The sequence below is a fragment of the Paludibaculum fermentans genome, from assembly GCF_051172195.1.
Lineage (GTDB): Bacteria > Acidobacteriota > Terriglobia > Bryobacterales > Bryobacteraceae > Paludibaculum > Paludibaculum fermentans_A.
In genome coordinates this window covers 543,831-561,213 of record NZ_JBPJAQ010000003.1, presented here as the reverse complement: position 1 = coordinate 561,213, position 17,383 = coordinate 543,831, and the positions used below count along the sequence as shown (strand labels likewise).

The window sequence follows — 17,383 nt, the reverse complement described above, 5'->3', positions numbered from 1 at the left end:
TTGTATTCAATACCAAAAAACGTCGGGGCGCAAGAGGCAGCGCTCAATCTGAGAGAAATTTAACTGAACAGTGGAAAAATCGCGGAGGAATGCCGTCGGATGCGCGATTTGGGGCTGTTTCTCTCAATCTGCCGGATCTCGACGGAGTTTACCGTCAGTGAGGTCGACTCGTTACGGCGCCCGGCGGTCATGGTGCGGGCATGGTGCGATCATGGTGGTTATGGCATCCCTGTCCCGTTGCGGCGCAGCCGCGCTCTGGATGAGCCTTTCTTTATCTATGTCAACTCCCGCCCAAACGGCTGACGTCAAGCCGCCCGCCCTCAAGACGGTTCCCAAGGAACTGGAGAAGCATGGTGACCGGCGCACAGACAATTACTTCTGGTTGCGCGACCGGTCGAATCCGGAAGTCGTCTCTTATCTGGAAGCCGAGAACAAGTACACCGAGGCGCAGATGGGGGACACCAAGGCGCTGCAGGAGCAGATCTATCAGGAGATTGTGGGCCGGATTCAGGAGGATGACACCTCCGCTCCGGTGAAGCGCGGAGAGTATTTCTATTTCACGCGCACCATGAAGGGCAAGCAATATCCGGTATATCTGCGCCGGAAGGGCGCCGGCGGTCCGGAAGAGGTCCTGCTGGACGGCAATGTCCTGGCGGCGGGCGCGAAGTACTTCCAGGTGGGCGCATTCTCCATCAGCCCGAACCAGAAACTGCTCGCCTATGCGACCGACACCTCCGGGGATGAGACGTTCACCGTGCACGTGAAGGACCTGGCAACCGGGCAACTGCTCCCGGACCAGATCAAAAACTCCTACTACAGCGTGGAGTGGGCCGCCGACAACAAGACCCTTTTTTATAACGTATTGAACGAGTCGAAACGGCCGTTTAAGGTGTTCCGGCACACTTTGGGCTCGACGGCGGCTGACGTCGAGGTCTTCCATGAAGCGGACGAGCGGTTTGAAGTCGCAATCAGCAAGACCAGAAGCCAGGCGTACCTGTTGATCGACTGCGACAGCCAGACGACTTCCGAAGTCTGGTACCTGGGCACGGGCCAGCCCGAAGGCAAGTTCACCCGGCTTTACCCACGAATCCAGGATGTCGAGTATCAGGTAACGGACCACGGCAGCAACTGGTATGTGCGGACCAGCGAGGGCGCCAAGACATTCCGCTTGATGGAGGCGCCCATCGCGCATCCTGAGGCGCGCAAGGAGCTCATCCCCGCCCGGAAAGACGTCACGCTGGAGGATGTCGACACCTACGCCGACCATCTGGTGGTGACAGAGCGGGCACAGGGGCTGCTGCGGCTGCTGGTGCGGCGGTTTTCCGACGCGCAGGAGCATCTGGTTTCGATGCCCGAGCCGGACTATACGCTCAAAGGCGGCGGCGGAGTGGAGTACGACACGCCGGTGCTGCGGTTCAACTATACGAGCCTGGTGACTCCGCCCTCGGTGTTCGACTACGACATGAACCTGCGGCAGCGGACCCTCGTCAAGCAGCAGGCCGTGCTGGGCGGATTCAAGCCGGAGAACTACGTCAGTGAGCGCATCATGGGCAAGGCCAATGACGGCACGCTCATCCCCATTTCCGTGGTTTCACGGAAGGGCCTGGTGAAGGACGGGTCCAATCCATGCCTGCTGTATGGCTATGGCGCCTATGGCATCTCATCGGATCCCACCTTCAGCGTGGAACGGATCTCGCTGCTGGATCGCGGGTTTGTCTACGCGATCGCCCACATCCGCGGTGGCGGCGATCTGGGCAAGCCGTGGCACGAGGCCGGGCGGATGCTGAACAAGCAGCACACCTTCTCAGACTTTATAGCGGCGGCGCAGATGCTGATTGCCAGGCGCTATACACAGCCGAAGAAGCTGGGCATCCTGGGCGGCAGCGCCGGCGGGTTGCTGATGGGCGCGGTAGTGAATCTGCGGCCTGACCTCTTCGGAGCGGTCGTGGCCAAGGTGCCCTTCGTCGACATGCTCAGCACGATGATGGACGCTTCCCTGCCCCTGACCGTGGGCGAGTATGAGGAATGGGGCAATCCCGACGATCCGAAGTACTACTCCTACATGCGGACCTACTCTCCCTATGACAACGTCGAACGCCAGACTTACCCGAACATGCTGGTGACGGCCGGATTGAACGATCCGCGCGTCAGCTACTGGGAGCCCGCCAAGTGGGTGGCGAAGCTCAGGACGATGAAGAAGGGCAACAATCTCCTTCTGCTGAAGACGAACATGGGTGCCGGGCACTTCGGGGCATCGGGCCGGTATGAGCGCTTCAAGGACACAGCGTTCGACTATGCCTTCCTGCTGAAGGCGCTGGAAGTGAGCGGCCAAACCGCCGCGAAATAGCGGGATTCACGGGTCCGATTAAATTCGGACCATCGAGTTTGTTATCATGCGGCTTCATGGTGACGACGAACCGCTACTCGATTGGAGTCGACCTGGGGGGTACAAACCTGCGGGCCGCGGCTATCGATTCCAACGGGCAACAACTAGGTAAGAGCTCCGGAAAGACCAACTTGCGCGAAGGCCGCGAGGCGGTGATCGAAGACATCGTCACAGCCATCAGGGCCTTGCGGGACGAGTTCGGCCAGGACAAACTGTCGGGCATCGGCGTAGCCGTCCCAGGCTTCATCGAACTAAAAAAAGGGCTCATCGTCGGTTCGAACAACCTGCCTGCGTTCGACGGCTTCCCCTTGCGGGACGACCTGGGCGAAAAACTGGGCAAGCCCGTGATTCTGGAGAACGACGCGAATGCGGCCGCGCTGGGCGAGAAGTGGCTGGGCGCGGGGCAGGACGTCGACGACCTGGTGCTGCTGACCCTGGGCACCGGGATTGGCGGCGGCATCATCTCCGATGGGCGAATCCTGCACGGCTTCGTGGGCATGGCGGCGGAACTGGGCCACATGACGGTGATACCCGGCGGGAACCCGTGCGGCTGCGGCAACGAGGGCTGCCTGGAGAAGCATGCGTCGGCGACGGCGGTGGCGTCCATGGGGCGGCTGCTGCACCTGGGCAATAACCCGACCTCGAAGGACATCTATGAGATCGCGATGGGCGAGGGCGAGGACGCGAAGAAGGCCCGCCATGTCTTTGAGCTGATGGGCACTGCGTTGGGCATCGCGATCGGCAACCTGATCAACATCTTCAATTTTCCCTTGTACCTCTTGAGCGGCGGACCGCTGCCGGCATGGGATTTGTTTGCCCCGGCGATCTTCCGGGAAGTGGAGAAGCGCAGTTTTACTTACCGCAACACGAAGACACGCATCGAAAGAGCGACCCTTGGCGGTGAAGCGGGGCTGTATGGCGCGGCCTATCTGCCTTTCCAGTGTTCCGGTGAGTTGAAGCGCGCAGAGACTTAGCAAAGGATTCATCACTATGTATTGGCTTGGAATTGATATCGGCACGGGCGGCAGCCGGGCCCTATTAGTGGATGCACAAGGCAAGGTGAAGGCGGGCTTCACGGCTCCTCACGAAGAGATGAAGATGGAGCGGCCATTGTGGGCCGAGCAGTGTCCGGAAGACTGGTGGGGCGCGGCACAGAAGGCAGTACAGGGCGTACTGAAGGAAGCGGGCGTCTCCGGTGCTGAAGTGAAGGCTGTCGGGTTATCGGGCCAGATGCACGGCCTGGTGCTGTTGGACGAGAAGAACGAGGTCGTCCGGCCGGCGCTCATCTGGTGCGACCAGCGCAGCCAGCCGCAGGTGGACGCCATCAACCAGACCGTGGGCAAAGCCAATGTGGTGGCCCACACCGCGAATCCGATGCTCACCGGCTTCACATTGCCGAAGCTGCTGTGGGTGCGCGACAACGAGCCGGCGAACTTCGAGAAAGCGAAGAAGATGCTGCTGCCCAAGGACTATGTGCGGTTCATGCTGACGGGCGAGCATGCGACAGAGGTGAGCGATGCATCGGGCACGGGCCTGCTGGACGTCGTGACGCGGCGCTGGTCCGCCCCGATGATCGAGCGCCTGAAGCTGGACTCCTCCCTGCTGCCGGAAGTGAAAGAGTCAGTGGATGTCAGTGGGACGATCAGCAAGGCGGCGGCCGCGGCTACGGGCCTGAAGGAAGGCACGCCGGTGGTCGGCGGCGCCGGAGACCAGGCAGCCAGCGGCATTGGCAACGGGATTGTGAAGAGCGGCGTAGCGTCGTGCACCATCGGGACGTCGGGCGTGGTCTTCGCCTACCTGGACCGCCCGCAGTACGACCCGACAGGCCGGGTCCACACCTTCTGCCACGCAGTGCGCGGCAAGTGGCACGTCATGGGCGTGACCCAAGGAGCGGGCCTCAGCCTGCAATGGTTCCGCAATCACTTCGCACCCGGGGTGGAGTATGACGCCCTGGTGGCCGAGGCGCAGCAGGCGCCTCCGTTGTCGCATGGGCTGTACTGGCTGCCTTACCTGATGGGCGAGCGCACTCCTCACCTGGATCCGATCGCGCGCGGCGGCTGGATCGGTTTGACGGCCAAGCACGGCCGGGGCGACCTGGTGCGGTCGATCATCGAAGGCGTGAGCTACAGCCTGAAAGACTGCCTGGGCGTGATCGAAGGCATGGGCGTGGAAGTGAACGCCGTGCGGGCCTCGGGCGGCGGCGCCAAGAGCCTCTTCTGGCGGCAGATGCTGGCCGACATTTTCCGGCGCGGCATTTCGACCCTGGAGAATTCCGAAGGTTCGGCCTACGGAGCGGCCTTGCTGGCACTGGCGTCAGCGGGTGAGTACAAGAACGTGGAAGAGCTGTGCGAAGCGGCGGTGAAGGAAAAGGATTGCCTGATCCCCAGCGTGCACGAATCGGCAGCCTACGACCGTGGCTATGAGGTGTTCAGTGTGTTGTATCCGACGCTGAAGCCGGTGTACGGGCTGATTCACCAACTGGCGTAGAGACGGGAAGTGTTCAGAAAACGGGCGGCGCTCCCCTGACTGGAGGGCCGCCCGTTTTGCGTGGGGGGCTAGGGAGAGACGGGATGAGGCAGAACCTCGACTTGTCACCAGTTCCATGCGGGATGATTTCTTCTCGTGTAAATGCGCGAGTGACAGAGCAGGATGGGCGATGGCTGGCTGAAGCTAAGGCTAAAGTGGTCACACCAAATTGACCGTGGGATGGAATCCATCTCCGACTGGCTGTCAGGCCATCTCCGTTTACAATACTTGGATGACGGAGGAGAGAATCAGCCGTGGTCCGATTCTCCGCGCGATCAACGAGGACGGCCGGATCGCTGCGCACGGTTTGAGTCCCGAACTCATCTGGGCGTCGTAAAGCAGGGGTGCCAGGTCTGCAATCTCGGCAACTTGTCGCCTCATGACCTCCGTCACACGTGCGCTCGGCGGTGCCATCAACGTGGCGGAGACTTGGAGCAAATCCAGTTCTTACTGGGAGACATGAGCGTCCAGACGACCGAACGTTATTTGGGATGCAAGCAGCGACTCCGCGACAAAGTCCACGATCTAGTCGGGATTGAACCGGAACTGATTAAACCCGAAGGCCGGCCGACCTGTCGTTCCCGTTGCCGGGAGCATCATCGCCAACAACGCAGCCACCTCCCCTCGCTGCATTTCCACGACCGACCGAGATTAGAAATCTGGGCGACTGAGGCGGGCCGAGCGGAAATGCCGTACGCGTCCCTGGTGTGCGGAGTCGTGGCAGGCGGAGTGGAAGAATGTAATAATGTCGGCAGTGCCATCGCAGCCAAGACGCCAGAATTTCCAAACGATCTCGTGGTTTTCAGATCTGTATAAGCGAAAGCTCCTGGAGCTGGACCCTCCGTACCAACGGCGGAGTGTCTGGAACCAAGCATACAAGGACGACTTCATTGATACGGTGCTCCTGCAGTACCCCGCGCCCGCGATCTTCCTCTACGAAGAGGTTAGCCCCGAAGGCGTTTCGATTTACCAGTTAGTGGATGGAAAACAGCGACTCAAGTCAGTACTCGAGTTTGCTGCCGGAGAGTACCCAGTTTCCGAGAAATCGCCGGTCTCCAACCTGCGCGGAAAGTATTTTGCACAATTTCCGCCAGACGAAAAGACCGCTTTCTGGACGTATCAGTTCCCGATCGAATACCTTCCAACCAATAACGAAACAATCATCAATACGATATTCGAGCGGATCAACAAGAATGTCGCCCGACTCACACGACAGGAATTGCGACATGCGCGTCTTAATGGCATCTTCATAACGACTGTCGAAGAGCTGGCTGAATATCTGGACGCTACTCTGCCAGAGGGCTTTCCACGGGTGGAGGGACAGGCGCGAAAACAGATGAAGGACGTCGAACTTGTTGCCAACATCCTTCTCTCGCTTGAAAGAGGTGTTAAGAGCTTTTCTCAAGACGAACTCGATGTGGCGTTTAGCGAGCGTGATGACAACTGGCCGGAAGCAACTCTGACTCGAAAGGCGTTCAGCGACGCCATCAACTGTGTGGATAAGCTCTGCCGCAGACCCGCCGACTCTCCACTCCACAAGACCCGGTTACGCAATCAGGCTGATTTTTATTCATTCGTCACTGCAGTAGCAGAATATAACCAATCTGCCGCTCTCGATTGTAACGCCGACATTTATGTGCAGCGTCTCGTCCATTTCTTGACACTCGTAGACAACGAAGAGCAACGAAACGCGAGTGAGGCGGCTCGTGAGTACTTCCGTGCGGCGCGGTCCAACTCTAATGACACCGGCCCGCGCAGACAGCGACACGAAATAATGCTTCGCGTGCTTAGGGGGACCGTCGGTGATTACTCCTCTGCCGATAATCAACAAGTACAAGGAGATTGAAAGATTCCTAGAACCGTTGCGACGACAGGTCCGCGCATCTGTACTGATTTTCTGCGACGAACGTGGACTCGCTCACGTTTCACGTGTAAAGACACTCGAGTCCTTGACTGAGAAGATCGAATCTGGGCGATTCTCTGCTTGGTCAGACCTAGATGACCTAGTAGCATTCACAATCGTAGTCCCAACTCTGTCCGACGAGCCGGAAGTACTCACGTTTTTACAGAGCACCTTTGAACAAGTGAACCTCCGCAGCCGCAACACAGCCTTGAAAGCTCCCGACGTCTTTCGTTTTGATTCTACACGCTTTATTGGCCGTCTTAAGGCGAACGACGAGACAGCCGCAACAGAGTTGCATAACGTCAGGTTCGAGATACAAGTGAGAACCGCTTTCGAGCACGCCTGGGCAGTCACCACGCACAGTCTGGCATATAAATCGGCAGACGTGAGTTGGAACCACCTCCGCCTCGCGGCCCAGTTGAAGGCAGCAGTGGAGCAGATGGACACGCTAATCCTTGCCTTTGAAGGTGCCAGCGAAAAAGTTCAATCGAGCGTATGGCCGGAGATAAAGGCCAAGGCGTCATTGAAGAAGTACATGGATTCAGCGGTTACGGACGGCCACATTCCCGTGGAACTCACTCCGAAGGACTGGAGTCGCTATGTTGACAATGCGTTTCGCGTGCTGCAATGCGCCGGAATGCGCAGTCCCGACAAGATCAGCGAAGCAGTTCAAGCGGCGTTGACCAAGGAAGTAAATGAATTGGGCATAGGTAACGTGCCGCTGAGCATTTCTTTATGGCAGTTTACATTCGCATGTCTTTGCAGAGCTGGGTTCCTAGATCGCCTAACCAATCACTGGCCTCTGATCACCAGTGAACTGGAGCTCCTTTATCCAGATGTAAAGGGCGTCACGAGTCGCTTCAACTACGAGTAGTAATCGGTTCCACGGTTCCGTGAGCTTGGAGGCTCTCGTCCAAATAGCACCGAAGTGAGCGAAACGCTTCAGCAGTGGGCTTCCGCGGCGAATGTCCGTGGTTCCAAATACGGCCTCGCTTGGGACTATTCCAACGGCGTAGCAGCTTTTGGGAGGGAGAGAGAGGGGACAGCCCTTCCGATTCAACTTCGGACAGGATCGGCACCTCGTACGGCACGGCAATCAGGTGGATCTGATTGGACATTAGGCAGCAAAGTAAAATCGGGAGACTGCTGACGGCCGCCTGCTCGCGTAACAAGCCCGAGTATGTCAGCCAGCCCCAGCGGGAAAGGAACACCGACCTGGGACGATACCACGTTGGGTACTGTGATGAGCTATCGTTTGGCGCAGTGAATCGAGCCGATCGAGGCGTTCTGATCAATCAGTCCCCTGCAGAATGACTTTTTCTAGTCCAAATGCGAGGGTGACATGCCAGGACGTCCACCTTTCCCGCGACCATATATTGGGGCAGTCCGCACGTAGGTTGCGTATCGGGGGCTCCCTCGCTACGGCCTCGGGTCAAGCGAATTGAACCTCGACCGGCGCGGGAGGCCGCTTCCATTCAGCCACCAGCGTAGCGCTAGGCTGGCACGCAGGCATCGCCAAATTGAAATATACTGAGGATCTGGCGTTCAACCAGCCGATCTATGTGCGACGAAGCCACTGCCAAACCCAACGATCCCCATAGGGAGGTGCCATCTCGACTATCTCCGATTCGAGAAGAAACGTGGATTGCTTTATCGCACGAGTATGGCAGCACCGTTCTTAATTCCTTTTTTGTGTTGGAGCAGGTCGAGCAATTGCTCGCGAAGCAGAACCCTTTTTCTGCGAAGCTTACCAGCTCAGAGGCAACTCTATCCGTCTTCCGTCCGCATCTCCGGAAATGCGCGACATTGCTCGGCCAATTATCCGACATGCTCTCCCAGTCAGGTGCGGATTCCCATCAAATCGGCCGACTGAGCGAGTTCGCCGCTCGAATAGAAACATATGCTAGCGAGGAAAGTCAGCATTTCACGGCGGAGGTGATCCGTCAGACGATAGCCGACATCATTCTAAACATTAAGGACTATACGCCACAAACAAAAAGCGATACAGAGGTTCGAGACGAAGCGCAGAAGCTCTGCCGCTATGTTCGCATCTTGCTCTGTTTATACGCAATCGCTGAAACAAAACCAAGACTGCTTAAGTCTTATAGAGATTCTGTGTCATTCCGAACCACCGCGACAATATCCCAGGAGACAGTGGTGACTTCCACTACAACCTTTGACGAACTCCTAAAGGAAGCTGTTCGATCTGTCCTGCCTTTTGCGGAGCAGAGGCGGATTGATATTCGCGAGTCCTGGGGTGGTGGAAATGCCATAATTAGCGGTGATTTAAGCGCGCTCTCGCGCGCCATGAAAGCAATTCTCGATAATGCAATCAAGTACAACTGGCAGCTACCTAAGCACAAAGGCAATGGCTGGGTGACAATTCGCACTAGCGCTAGTTTTCAATACGTCGAGGCAACCATCGAAAATTGGGGAACCGCTATTGAACCAGAAGAAATAGCCTCGGGCAAGATCTTCATGCCGCGAATTAGAGGAAAACATGCAAAAGATCAGGTTTCTGAGGGCACTGGCTTCGGACTTCCTGACGCAAAAGCGGTGCTTGAGCGAGATCACGGAGGTTGGCTCAAAATTAGTTCAAGGCGCACTCGAAGGGCGGAACTCTCACCCGGAGGCCCGCATGTCGTAACGGTCCACATTAAGCTTCCACGTTTTGGGTAAACTACTTTAGCGCCTGCAGCGCCCATATTGTTCGACCCTCTCCTCGATACCTGGCCTCGGAGGAGGTTCCAGCGAGAAATCCCGTCGGCTGACCAACGCTCATCGGCTGCCAGATCGATGACCACCAGCGCATCGGCGAGAAGAGTGATTCTATTTCACCAAAGTAGTTAACTTCGTCTGTGAGAACGCGGAGCGAACCTCCGGGCAAAAGGGCCTGATGCACTGCATCTATGAAGGCGGCTGAAACCAGCCTATGCCGTTGACCAATAGCCCTAGGATACGGAGTGGGGAAGTAAATATGGACTTCGCTAATTACCGATTGAGGGGTTGCGTCTCGGAAGAACATTAGTGCATCGCCGCACACTATCGAGACGTTTTCGAGCCCCAGCCCTAAACATAGCTCATTTGCTGCGTCAGCATATTCGCTGTTTATCTCAACACCAACAACATGCTCATCCGGGCACATCATTGCGAGGTGGCTGAGGAACCTACCTCGATAGCAGCCAACGTCAACGTGGATGCGCTTCAGTGGGTAGTGCGTCAAGACCGACCACTGCGCTTGCCAGTCTGATACGCTTAAGCACCCTTCGAGAGCCATTCTGCAACTTCTCGCCGAATACGTTCTCCTGCTGACTCGACGCCATTAGTGATATCTACATACACGACACCCGCAATATCGCTTGGAATCTCCACGGCACCCTTCGTAAGCAGAATCACACGACCGGACGTACGCTGTAGTTTCGCGTAAAAGAACCCGAGTTCGAAAATCACGTTTTGCCTGGCTCGGCGGGAGCAACCCCCAACTGAATCGAATGGTCGGTCGTCGGGAGTAGCTAGAACGAAGACGAGATCAGCTGAGGCCCCCTCCTCTTCAAATTTTTCTATTATCGTCCTACCCCTATCGGGCCTTTCTCTCAAGACGACCGGCTCCGGAAAGCCAAGCGTGTTCTGAATGTAATTCTTGAGAGCGAGCAGTTCTTCGGTATCGTGCCCATGGACGATGAATACCGACGGCTTCAACTTACTTGCTTTTCTGGCAAACAGATGTTCTACAGAGGAAACCAATGGGTGCGGAGATTTCCTGCTCCCTACCCATTCAGTTTTCGGTATGTACTCATCAACAAAATTCTCTATCACCGGTCCAGGCTCCCCACCTGAGTACATGGATGTCGCGAGTATCTTCATCCTCCTTGGGTGTGCCCTTATGCACTTCGCAACCTTCAGCCCGCCTGGCTCAGCAGCGTGAATAGGAGCGTCGGTTTCCCGAACCATCAAATCAAGGACAGCAGCATCGAAATGGAAGTCTGCGCGCACCAGAAGCGCCATCGCGGTTTCCACGCAAGTCGCCACCGTCACAGAGCATCCGGCCAAAGTTAGCTGGCCAGCGATCAGATCCATCTGCATTGGATCGTCCTCGACGACCAAGATCCGGCGCCCTTTAAGCCTAGAACTCGCCACTTTTGAAGTGTATCGTATCGTGAGTTGCGAAGAGCGACGCCCTGGCGGAAAGGGAGGAGTCTGTGGCCAACGCTCCGGCCACCGTCGCCCGAAACACAACCTGTCGCACCTGCGTTTCCCCCAAAACGCCTGATCCCCAAACGGCCGACCAGAGCATGCCGCACGACGCCGCGCGTTTAACTCGATTCCGGCTTCCGGCTTATTCAACTGGCGCGGCCAGGCGGAAGCGCCACCCGCCCTGCGCCAAAACGACAGTTCCGCAATCCGCGCAGCGCCAGTTTCCCGCCTGTCCTTCTCCGCGGGAATCGGCGAACACAAGCCGGCGGATCGGCACCTATCGTAGGGGCTCGCCGGGCGCCGTTTCTGCCAATCTCACCATAGGCAACTTCTCGGTCATGGGGTGTGGTGTAGACTCGATCGTGAAGCCAGCGAGGGCGGGACAACAGTCTGGCCAACAGACTTCCGAGGCGCAGGAGACAACCATGCCAGCCCGCAAAGCAGACAGTACAGCCAAGCCCAAAGTCCGGAAACCGGCAAAGCAATCGGCGGCACAGGCCAACGCGCCCACGACGCTCCCGGAAACCATGGTCACCGGCAAAGCAAGCCCCGCGAAGGCAGCGGACGGCGACAAGCCGGTCTTTGCCTACATCGCCAGCTTGCCGCAACCGCAGCGCGGCATCGCCGAAAAAGTCGATGCCCTGGCGGCTAAGACGCTGCCCGGCCTCCAGCGCTCTGTGAAGTGGGGCATGTCGTACTACGGCGTCGGCGATGGCTGGTGCTTTTGTTGCGGCGGCTTCGCCAATCACGTCAAGCTCATGTTCGTGAATGGCGTGACGCTCACGCCGGTACCGCCAGTAACGCCAGTGGCCATGGGCAAGGCCACGCGAGGCGTGGAACTCGAATCCCTAGACGACCTCGACGAACGCCAGATCGCGGATTGGATGAAGCAAATCACAGCCGCCCCCGGTGTCGGGGGAAAGAAGCGATAGCAGTCTGTGGCAGAAGTCCCGCTAGCCGCGAGGCAGGGCTAATGAGCCCAGGGTGCGAAGAGCCGGCCTTCCTGCCTGAGTGCGGCGAACTGCATATAGACAGGGCCCAAGACCGCTTTGACGCACATCTGGCCGTGATCAGCAAGCAGAAGGAAAGGAAATAGAGGCCATGACCAACCTGGAACGGATACGGAAACAACTGAGCCCGGCCCGTCGCAAAAAGGTTGAGGCCCGTGCGGCGCAGCTCATTGGCGAGGAGATGACTTTACAGGAGTTGCGGCAGGCCCGCAGGCTGACACAGGTCCGGATGGCTAAGGCCCTCGGAATCGGGCAGGACGGCGTATCCAAACTTGAGAGACGCGCCGATCTCATGATCTCGACTCTGCGCAAGACCGTGGAAGCCATGGGCGGCACACTCTCTCTCGTCGCGGAGTTTCCAGATCGCGAGCCCGTCATCCTCTCCGGCATTACCGGGGAAGAACTGGAGCAGAAGCCACCAAGCCGGAAGCACGCTCAGGGCAGGGCCTGATCGCATCTCGTCGACAGCCCCCCGTCTCGTGCACGGACGATCGGGTGCGCGCGCCGGCACAGAGTTGTAGTCTGCACCGGGTGAGGCTGTGGTAGCCAAAAACCAAATCACCCGGTGAAGATCCCTCGTCGACGCGTCTGAGGAACCTCTCAGCCGCGGCATCCCGCCAGTTGCCCCCCACTTCTCCCCCATTTTCCGCATGAAGCCATCTTCAGTCACAGGAATTCAAGATCTTTATTTCCTTTATTTGCAACAGCGATCGCGAAGAAACAGAGAAACCGCCTTGACCTCGCCAGCTACCCTGGAATCGCGCCGGCTCTCATGCCGGCCGTTTTCATTTCCAAGGAGACTTTCATCATGGCTTCCGCTGCTCAGGTCACCGCCAACCAGGCCAACGCTCAATGGTCCACTGGGCCCGTCACCGCCCAGGGCAAAACCCGTTCCGCTCAGAACGCCCGCCGACACGGCCTCACCGCGCGCACCCCTCACATCTCGGCAGACGACTGCGCCGAATTCGCTGCCCTGGAAGCGCGCCTCCTCAGCGAGACCCAACCCAAGTCCTGCCTCGAGGAAGAGGTCTTCCATCGCATCCTCGCCCATACCTGGAACCTCCGCCGCATCGAATCCTTTGAGTCCGCCATCCTCGCCGAAACGGACCCAATCGACTTCTCCGAGACCGACGCCGCCCGCCTGAACCACTTCGCCCGCTACCGCCGCGACCTGGAACGCGGACTCTATCGCGCCATGAACGAGCTCCGCAAACTCCAGACCGAACGCGCCCTGCTCCAACTCCAGAGTGCCTTTGCCATCCATGCCCTGACCGAAGCCGCGCCCCTGGCCGAAGTCTCGAAACTGCAGCCGCGGCTCAGCGAATACTTCGTCGGACACAACGTCGACCAGGCCCAGGCGCAAACCCGGTTCACCTCCGGAGCAGAAACCGCCATCAAGTTCAGCCAATCCTGGACCGACGCCTGGCTCCAGGTAGCCGGCAAAGAGCAACTGATGGCCGAATCAGCGGTTTAACGGTTCTCAGCCGGTTTTACCGAAACAAACCCAACTGCCCCCGGAAAGTCGACCGGGCACGGCGAATCCCTGCCCGGCATGCTCTTTGACAATCGAATCTTGCCTTCACAGTTTGGGGCAGAAGTCCCGCAAGCCGCGCGGCAATCGCTTACATGCGCGGGAGAGGTGCGGAGGCGGCCTGGCCAGGGCCCCTCCGTTCGTCATGCAAGCTGCCTGACAGTTGCATAATTCGCTTTATTTTCGCGTTCAGATGGGGCTTGTCCGCCGGTCTATTAGAAAGATATTAGATCGTTTATCCTTGACATTTTTGTAACGCGATGACATAAGGTATTCAATGCGGTTGAGCGCCTATCGTACGGCGCAAATAAGCCGCGACATTCCAAGGGGGGATGCGATGTTCCAACGCTCCAAGTGTGCGCGGTTGAGCCTTGCCTGTGCTCTGTTTGCCGCCACCCTGTCTGCCCAGTCATTTACAGCCGCCGTGCGCGGCACTGTGACCGACGCCAGCGGGGCGGCCATCCCCGCGGCTCGGATTGTGATCACCGAATCGGAGCGAAACGTTCCTCACTCCGCGGTCGCGGATGATTCCGGCCGCTTCCAACTGTCAGCACTGCCGCCGGGCCTCTATAACGTGAACGTCGAGGCCAAGGGGTTTCGCAAGTACGTCCAGACAGCCCTCACCCTCGCCGTACAGCAACAGGCTACGCTCGACATCCAGCTTCAGGTGGGGGACATCTCCACGGCCGTGGAAGTGACTTCCAGCGCGGCCCTTCTCAACACCACCATCTCTAACCTGGGCCAGGTAATCGAGAACAAGTACATCCTATCCCTGCCCAATATCGGTAGAAACGCCATGGGCTTGACCTACATGACGCCCGGCGTCGTCGGCTCGGGCGGACGGGCGAACTCCGATGCTAATACGAATTTCGTCGCGAATGGGTCGCGCAATTCCACCTCGGACGTGCTGTTGGATGGAGTAACCGTCGTGACAGTCGAACAGAACTCCGGCATCACCGACCTGAAGTTCAGCCCCTCGGTCGACGCCGTGCAGGAGTTCAAGATGCAGACGAACTTCTTCAGCGCGGAGTACGGCCAGACCGGCGGCGCGGTCGTGAACATGGTGACTAAGTCCGGCACCAACGAGTATCACGGCACCGGCTACTATTTCCTGCGCCATTCGGACCTCAACTCAAACAACTGGTTCTCCAACAGGTCTGGCCGCGACCGGCCGTACTATCGCCGCGATCAACTGGGCGGCGTCATTGGCGGACCCGTGGTCCGAAACAAGACCTTCTTCTTCGCCTCCTACGAATACACCAAGTCCAAGAGCCCGACAGAGCAGACGGTGTCGTGGCCGACCCTGCTGCAGCGGGACGGCAATTTCTCGCAGACCTTCAACGGCTCCGGCCAGTTGATGACGATCTATAACCCCTACGACACCTTTACCAACGCCGCGGGCAATATAGAACGCAGGCCCTTCGCGGGCAACATCGTCCCCAAAGCGATGATGGATCCAATCGCACTGAAAGCCCTGGAGTACTTCCCCAAGCCCAATCAGCCTGGTGCGCCCTTCACCGAAACCAACAACTGGTATGAGCAGGGCATCAACCTGAGCAGCGGCCATCAGACCAACTTGAAGGGCGACCACAACTTCAGCGACAAGAGCCGCATCACCGGCCGCTATAGCTACAACCGCGGCACCGGCAATCCGGCGAACCTCTTCGGAGACGGGAATCCCGCCTTCACCTTCAACGACGGCCCGAATATGGGTACGACGCACGCCATGGTGGCGGAGTTCACCCGCGCGGAGAGCCCCACATTCCTGTGGTCAGCGCGCTACGGCCTCACCTACTCCACCTACTTCCGGAATCCGATGGTGCCCAACTTCGACCTCACCACCCTCGGCTTCCCGAAGTACATGAAGGATAATGCCACGCTGCTGGTCTTCCCCACCATCGGGCCCGAAGGCTACCAGGACATCGGCACGGAAGGCTGGGTCGTGATGGATCGCCAGGAAGGCGTGCATCACTACTCCGCCTCCGCCAATAAGTTCATCGGCGGCCACAGCATCAAGTTCGGTGGCGAGTATCGCAAGAATTTCCTGGATTACGCGCAGCCTGGCTATCCGTCAGGGCAGTATTCCTTCGCTCGCGGCATCACCTGCAAGGATCGCTTCTCCTGCCCCGGCGATGAGGGCAACGGCCTGGCCACCATGTTGACCGGTTGGTGGACCTCGAATCAGTTCCACATTGATCCCAAGGCCTATACGCGGTCCGCCTACTGGGGCTTCTTCATCCAGGACGACTGGAAGCTGACGCGCAGGCTCACGGTGAACCTTGGCCTGCGCTACGACTTCGATGTGCCGCGCTGGGAGACCACAAACCGGCAGAGCTACTGGGATCTCGATGCCCAATCGCCTGTGCAGGCGCCCGGCTACAACACCCGCGGAGTCTTCCGGTTCAACGACGACAACAAACGTTCACCGTTCAACTCGGACATGAACAACTGGCAGCCGCGTATCGGGCTGGCCTACGCCCTCAACAACAGGACGTCGATCCGCACGGGCTACGGGCTGTTCTACCAGTTGAGCCGGGCCACCGTGTTCGGCCACACCGGCGCCGGGTTCAACGTCAATTCCACATCGAACTCGTCGCTCGACTCGAACGCCACGCTCTATGCCAAGCTGAACAATCCCTATCCGGATGGCATGCTGCTGCCGCCCGGCCGCTCGCTGGGCGACAACACGTTCATCGGTCTTGGCGCCGGCACCATTCTCGGTTCGAACAGCCGCAACCCGGAGTACCACTCCTGGAACTTCTCGATCCAGCGGGAAGTCGGCTGGCAATCAGTCTTCGAGATGAACTACACGGGCAGCCGCGGGACGCACTTGTTCCTGCCTGTGACAACGCTCTCACCGCTGGCTCCCCAGTATTGGTCCATGGGGCGCACGGCGCTCACCGCCGCCGTGACCAATCCGTTCTATGGACAGATCACCGACCCCCGGGCCACCAACCTGAAGAATCCGACGATCCAACAGTACCGCCTGCTGCGCCCGATGCCGCAGTTTGACGGGACGAGCGTAGGGACGGCGGAACCACCCCGCGCCGATTCGAACTACCATGCCCTGCAGTTGAAGTGGGAGAAACGGTACTCGACCGGGCTCACCATGCTGGCTCACTACACCTGGTCCAAGATGATCGACGACGCCTCGTACGGCTCAGGCAACTACGGCTGGCTAGGCGGGAACTCGTCGCTGCAGAACATCTGGGACCTGCGTGGTGAAAGGTCGCTCTCGTCGCACGACATCTCGCATCGCGCTGTCATCACCGGCGCGTATGAGATGCCGTTCGGCAAGGGCCGCCGTTGGGGCGCAAACATGAACCGGGCCTGGCAACTGTTGGCCGGCGGGTGGAACGTCAGCGGCCTGGCCACTCTTTCCGCGGGCATGCCGCTGCAGGTCACACAGTCGGGCGGCAACATCTGGGACGGCACGCAGCGGCCGAACCTGGTGGGCGACCCATCCACGCCAGGCTCGATCCAGAGCCGCACGAACGGCTGGTTCAACCCGGCCGCCTTCACCAAGCCCGACATCGACGTGCCAGGTTCTGCTCCGCGCACGCTCAACTACCGCGGCCCGGGCATGAAGATGTTTGACGCCGCGCTCCTAAAGAGCTTCATCGTGACGGAACGCCAGCGGTTCGAGTTCCGTCTCGAAGCGCAGAACGCCCTCAACCACCCGGTCTTCGGAGATCCCAATGGCAGCTTCGGCTCCACCAGCTTCGGCCAGATCACCGGCACGAAGGTGGGGAACCGCAACGTGCAGCTCGGGTTCAAGTACTACTTTTAAGACTCGGCCTCACCCGCAAACGACAAGCTGGAACCGCAAGCCG

The 17,383-nt window shown here is 58.8% G+C and carries 13 protein-coding genes; 11 read left to right on the top strand and 2 right to left on the bottom strand.

The window, feature by feature from the left end:
* Positions 1–277: 277 nt before the first annotated feature.
* From ACR9Y2_RS36280 to ACR9Y2_RS36250, 7 genes are all read left to right on the top strand, one after another.
* A complete protein-coding gene (locus ACR9Y2_RS36280) occupies positions 278–2,347 on the top strand; it encodes a S9 family peptidase (RefSeq protein WP_435046796.1) in 2,070 nt (689 codons plus the stop codon).
* Between the two features lie 56 nt (positions 2,348–2,403).
* Positions 2,404–3,360, top strand: coding sequence for an ROK family protein (locus ACR9Y2_RS36275; RefSeq protein WP_435046795.1), 957 nt, complete (start codon positions 2,404–2,406; stop codon positions 3,358–3,360).
* 16 nt (positions 3,361–3,376) lie between these two features.
* Positions 3,377–4,873 carry a xylulokinase gene (xylB, locus tag ACR9Y2_RS36270; protein WP_435046794.1) on the top strand — a complete coding sequence of 499 codons (1,497 nt, stop codon included), beginning with the start codon at positions 3,377–3,379 and terminating at the stop codon, positions 4,871–4,873.
* A gap of 162 nt (positions 4,874–5,035) precedes the next feature.
* Positions 5,036–5,728 (top strand): tyrosine-type recombinase/integrase, encoded by a 693-nt coding sequence (locus ACR9Y2_RS36265; RefSeq protein ID WP_435046793.1) that lies wholly within the window; start codon positions 5,036–5,038, stop codon positions 5,726–5,728.
* Entirely contained in the window at positions 5,658–6,758 is a 1,101-nt protein-coding gene (locus tag ACR9Y2_RS36260; RefSeq protein WP_435046792.1) for a DUF262 domain-containing protein, read from the top strand. Before ACR9Y2_RS36265 ends, ACR9Y2_RS36260 begins: the two co-directional genes overlap by 71 nt.
* Entirely contained in the window at positions 6,715–7,689 is a 975-nt protein-coding gene (locus ACR9Y2_RS36255) for a hypothetical protein (protein WP_435046791.1), read from the top strand. Before ACR9Y2_RS36260 ends, ACR9Y2_RS36255 begins: the two co-directional genes overlap by 44 nt.
* A 686-nt stretch (positions 7,690–8,375) precedes the next feature.
* Positions 8,376–9,494 (top strand): sensor histidine kinase, encoded by a 1,119-nt coding sequence (locus ACR9Y2_RS36250; RefSeq protein WP_435046790.1) that lies wholly within the window; start codon positions 8,376–8,378, stop codon positions 9,492–9,494.
* Position 9,495: 1 nt separating this feature from the next.
* On the opposite strand, the gene trmB is transcribed toward ACR9Y2_RS36250, so the two are convergent.
* Positions 9,496–10,092, bottom strand: coding sequence for a tRNA (guanine(46)-N(7))-methyltransferase TrmB (trmB, locus tag ACR9Y2_RS36245; RefSeq protein ID WP_435046789.1), 597 nt, complete (start codon positions 10,090–10,092; stop codon positions 9,496–9,498).
* Positions 10,071–10,820, bottom strand: a complete 750-nt coding sequence (locus ACR9Y2_RS36240; protein WP_435046788.1) for a TIR domain-containing protein — start codon at positions 10,818–10,820, stop codon at positions 10,071–10,073. The genes trmB and ACR9Y2_RS36240 overlap by 22 nt, the downstream gene beginning before the upstream one ends.
* A 614-nt stretch (positions 10,821–11,434) precedes the next feature.
* Here ACR9Y2_RS36240 and ACR9Y2_RS36235 point away from each other — a divergent pair.
* From ACR9Y2_RS36235 to ACR9Y2_RS36220, 4 genes are all read left to right on the top strand, one after another.
* Positions 11,435–11,941 carry a DUF1801 domain-containing protein gene (locus ACR9Y2_RS36235; RefSeq protein WP_435046787.1) on the top strand — a complete coding sequence of 169 codons (507 nt, stop codon included), beginning with the start codon at positions 11,435–11,437 and terminating at the stop codon, positions 11,939–11,941.
* Positions 11,942–12,110: 169 nt separating this feature from the next.
* Entirely contained in the window at positions 12,111–12,470 is a 360-nt protein-coding gene (locus ACR9Y2_RS36230) for a helix-turn-helix domain-containing protein (protein WP_435046786.1), read from the top strand.
* A 357-nt stretch (positions 12,471–12,827) separates the two neighbouring features.
* Entirely contained in the window at positions 12,828–13,493 is a 666-nt protein-coding gene (locus tag ACR9Y2_RS36225; protein WP_435046785.1) for a hypothetical protein, read from the top strand.
* Positions 13,494–13,887: 394 nt separating this feature from the next.
* Positions 13,888–17,340 (top strand): TonB-dependent receptor domain-containing protein, encoded by a 3,453-nt coding sequence (locus tag ACR9Y2_RS36220; RefSeq protein WP_435046784.1) that lies wholly within the window; start codon positions 13,888–13,890, stop codon positions 17,338–17,340.
* Positions 17,341–17,383 lie beyond the last annotated feature (43 nt).

Bases quoted from the DNA above. Each gene is read 5' to 3' on its own strand.
- ACR9Y2_RS36280 (WP_435046796.1), top strand. From the start codon at position 278: ATGTCAACTCCCGCCCAAACGGCTGACGTCAAGCCGCCCGCCCTCAAG.
- ACR9Y2_RS36275 (WP_435046795.1), top strand. From the start codon at position 2,404: ATGGTGACGACGAACCGCTACTCGATTGGAGTCGACCTGGGGGGTACA.
- xylB (WP_435046794.1), top strand. From the start codon at position 3,377: ATGTATTGGCTTGGAATTGATATCGGCACGGGCGGCAGCCGGGCCCTA.
- ACR9Y2_RS36265 (WP_435046793.1), top strand. From the start codon at position 5,036: ATGGGCGATGGCTGGCTGAAGCTAAGGCTAAAGTGGTCACACCAAATT.
- ACR9Y2_RS36260 (WP_435046792.1), top strand. From the start codon at position 5,658: ATGTCGGCAGTGCCATCGCAGCCAAGACGCCAGAATTTCCAAACGATC.
- ACR9Y2_RS36250 (WP_435046790.1), top strand. From the start codon at position 8,376: ATGTGCGACGAAGCCACTGCCAAACCCAACGATCCCCATAGGGAGGTG.
- trmB (WP_435046789.1), bottom strand. From the start codon at position 10,092: ATGGCTCTCGAAGGGTGCTTAAGCGTATCAGACTGGCAAGCGCAGTGG.
- ACR9Y2_RS36240 (WP_435046788.1), bottom strand. From the start codon at position 10,820: ATGGCGCTTCTGGTGCGCGCAGACTTCCATTTCGATGCTGCTGTCCTT.
- ACR9Y2_RS36235 (WP_435046787.1), top strand. From the start codon at position 11,435: ATGCCAGCCCGCAAAGCAGACAGTACAGCCAAGCCCAAAGTCCGGAAA.
- ACR9Y2_RS36230 (WP_435046786.1), top strand. From the start codon at position 12,111: ATGACCAACCTGGAACGGATACGGAAACAACTGAGCCCGGCCCGTCGC.
- ACR9Y2_RS36225 (WP_435046785.1), top strand. From the start codon at position 12,828: ATGGCTTCCGCTGCTCAGGTCACCGCCAACCAGGCCAACGCTCAATGG.
- ACR9Y2_RS36220 (WP_435046784.1), top strand. From the start codon at position 13,888: ATGTTCCAACGCTCCAAGTGTGCGCGGTTGAGCCTTGCCTGTGCTCTG.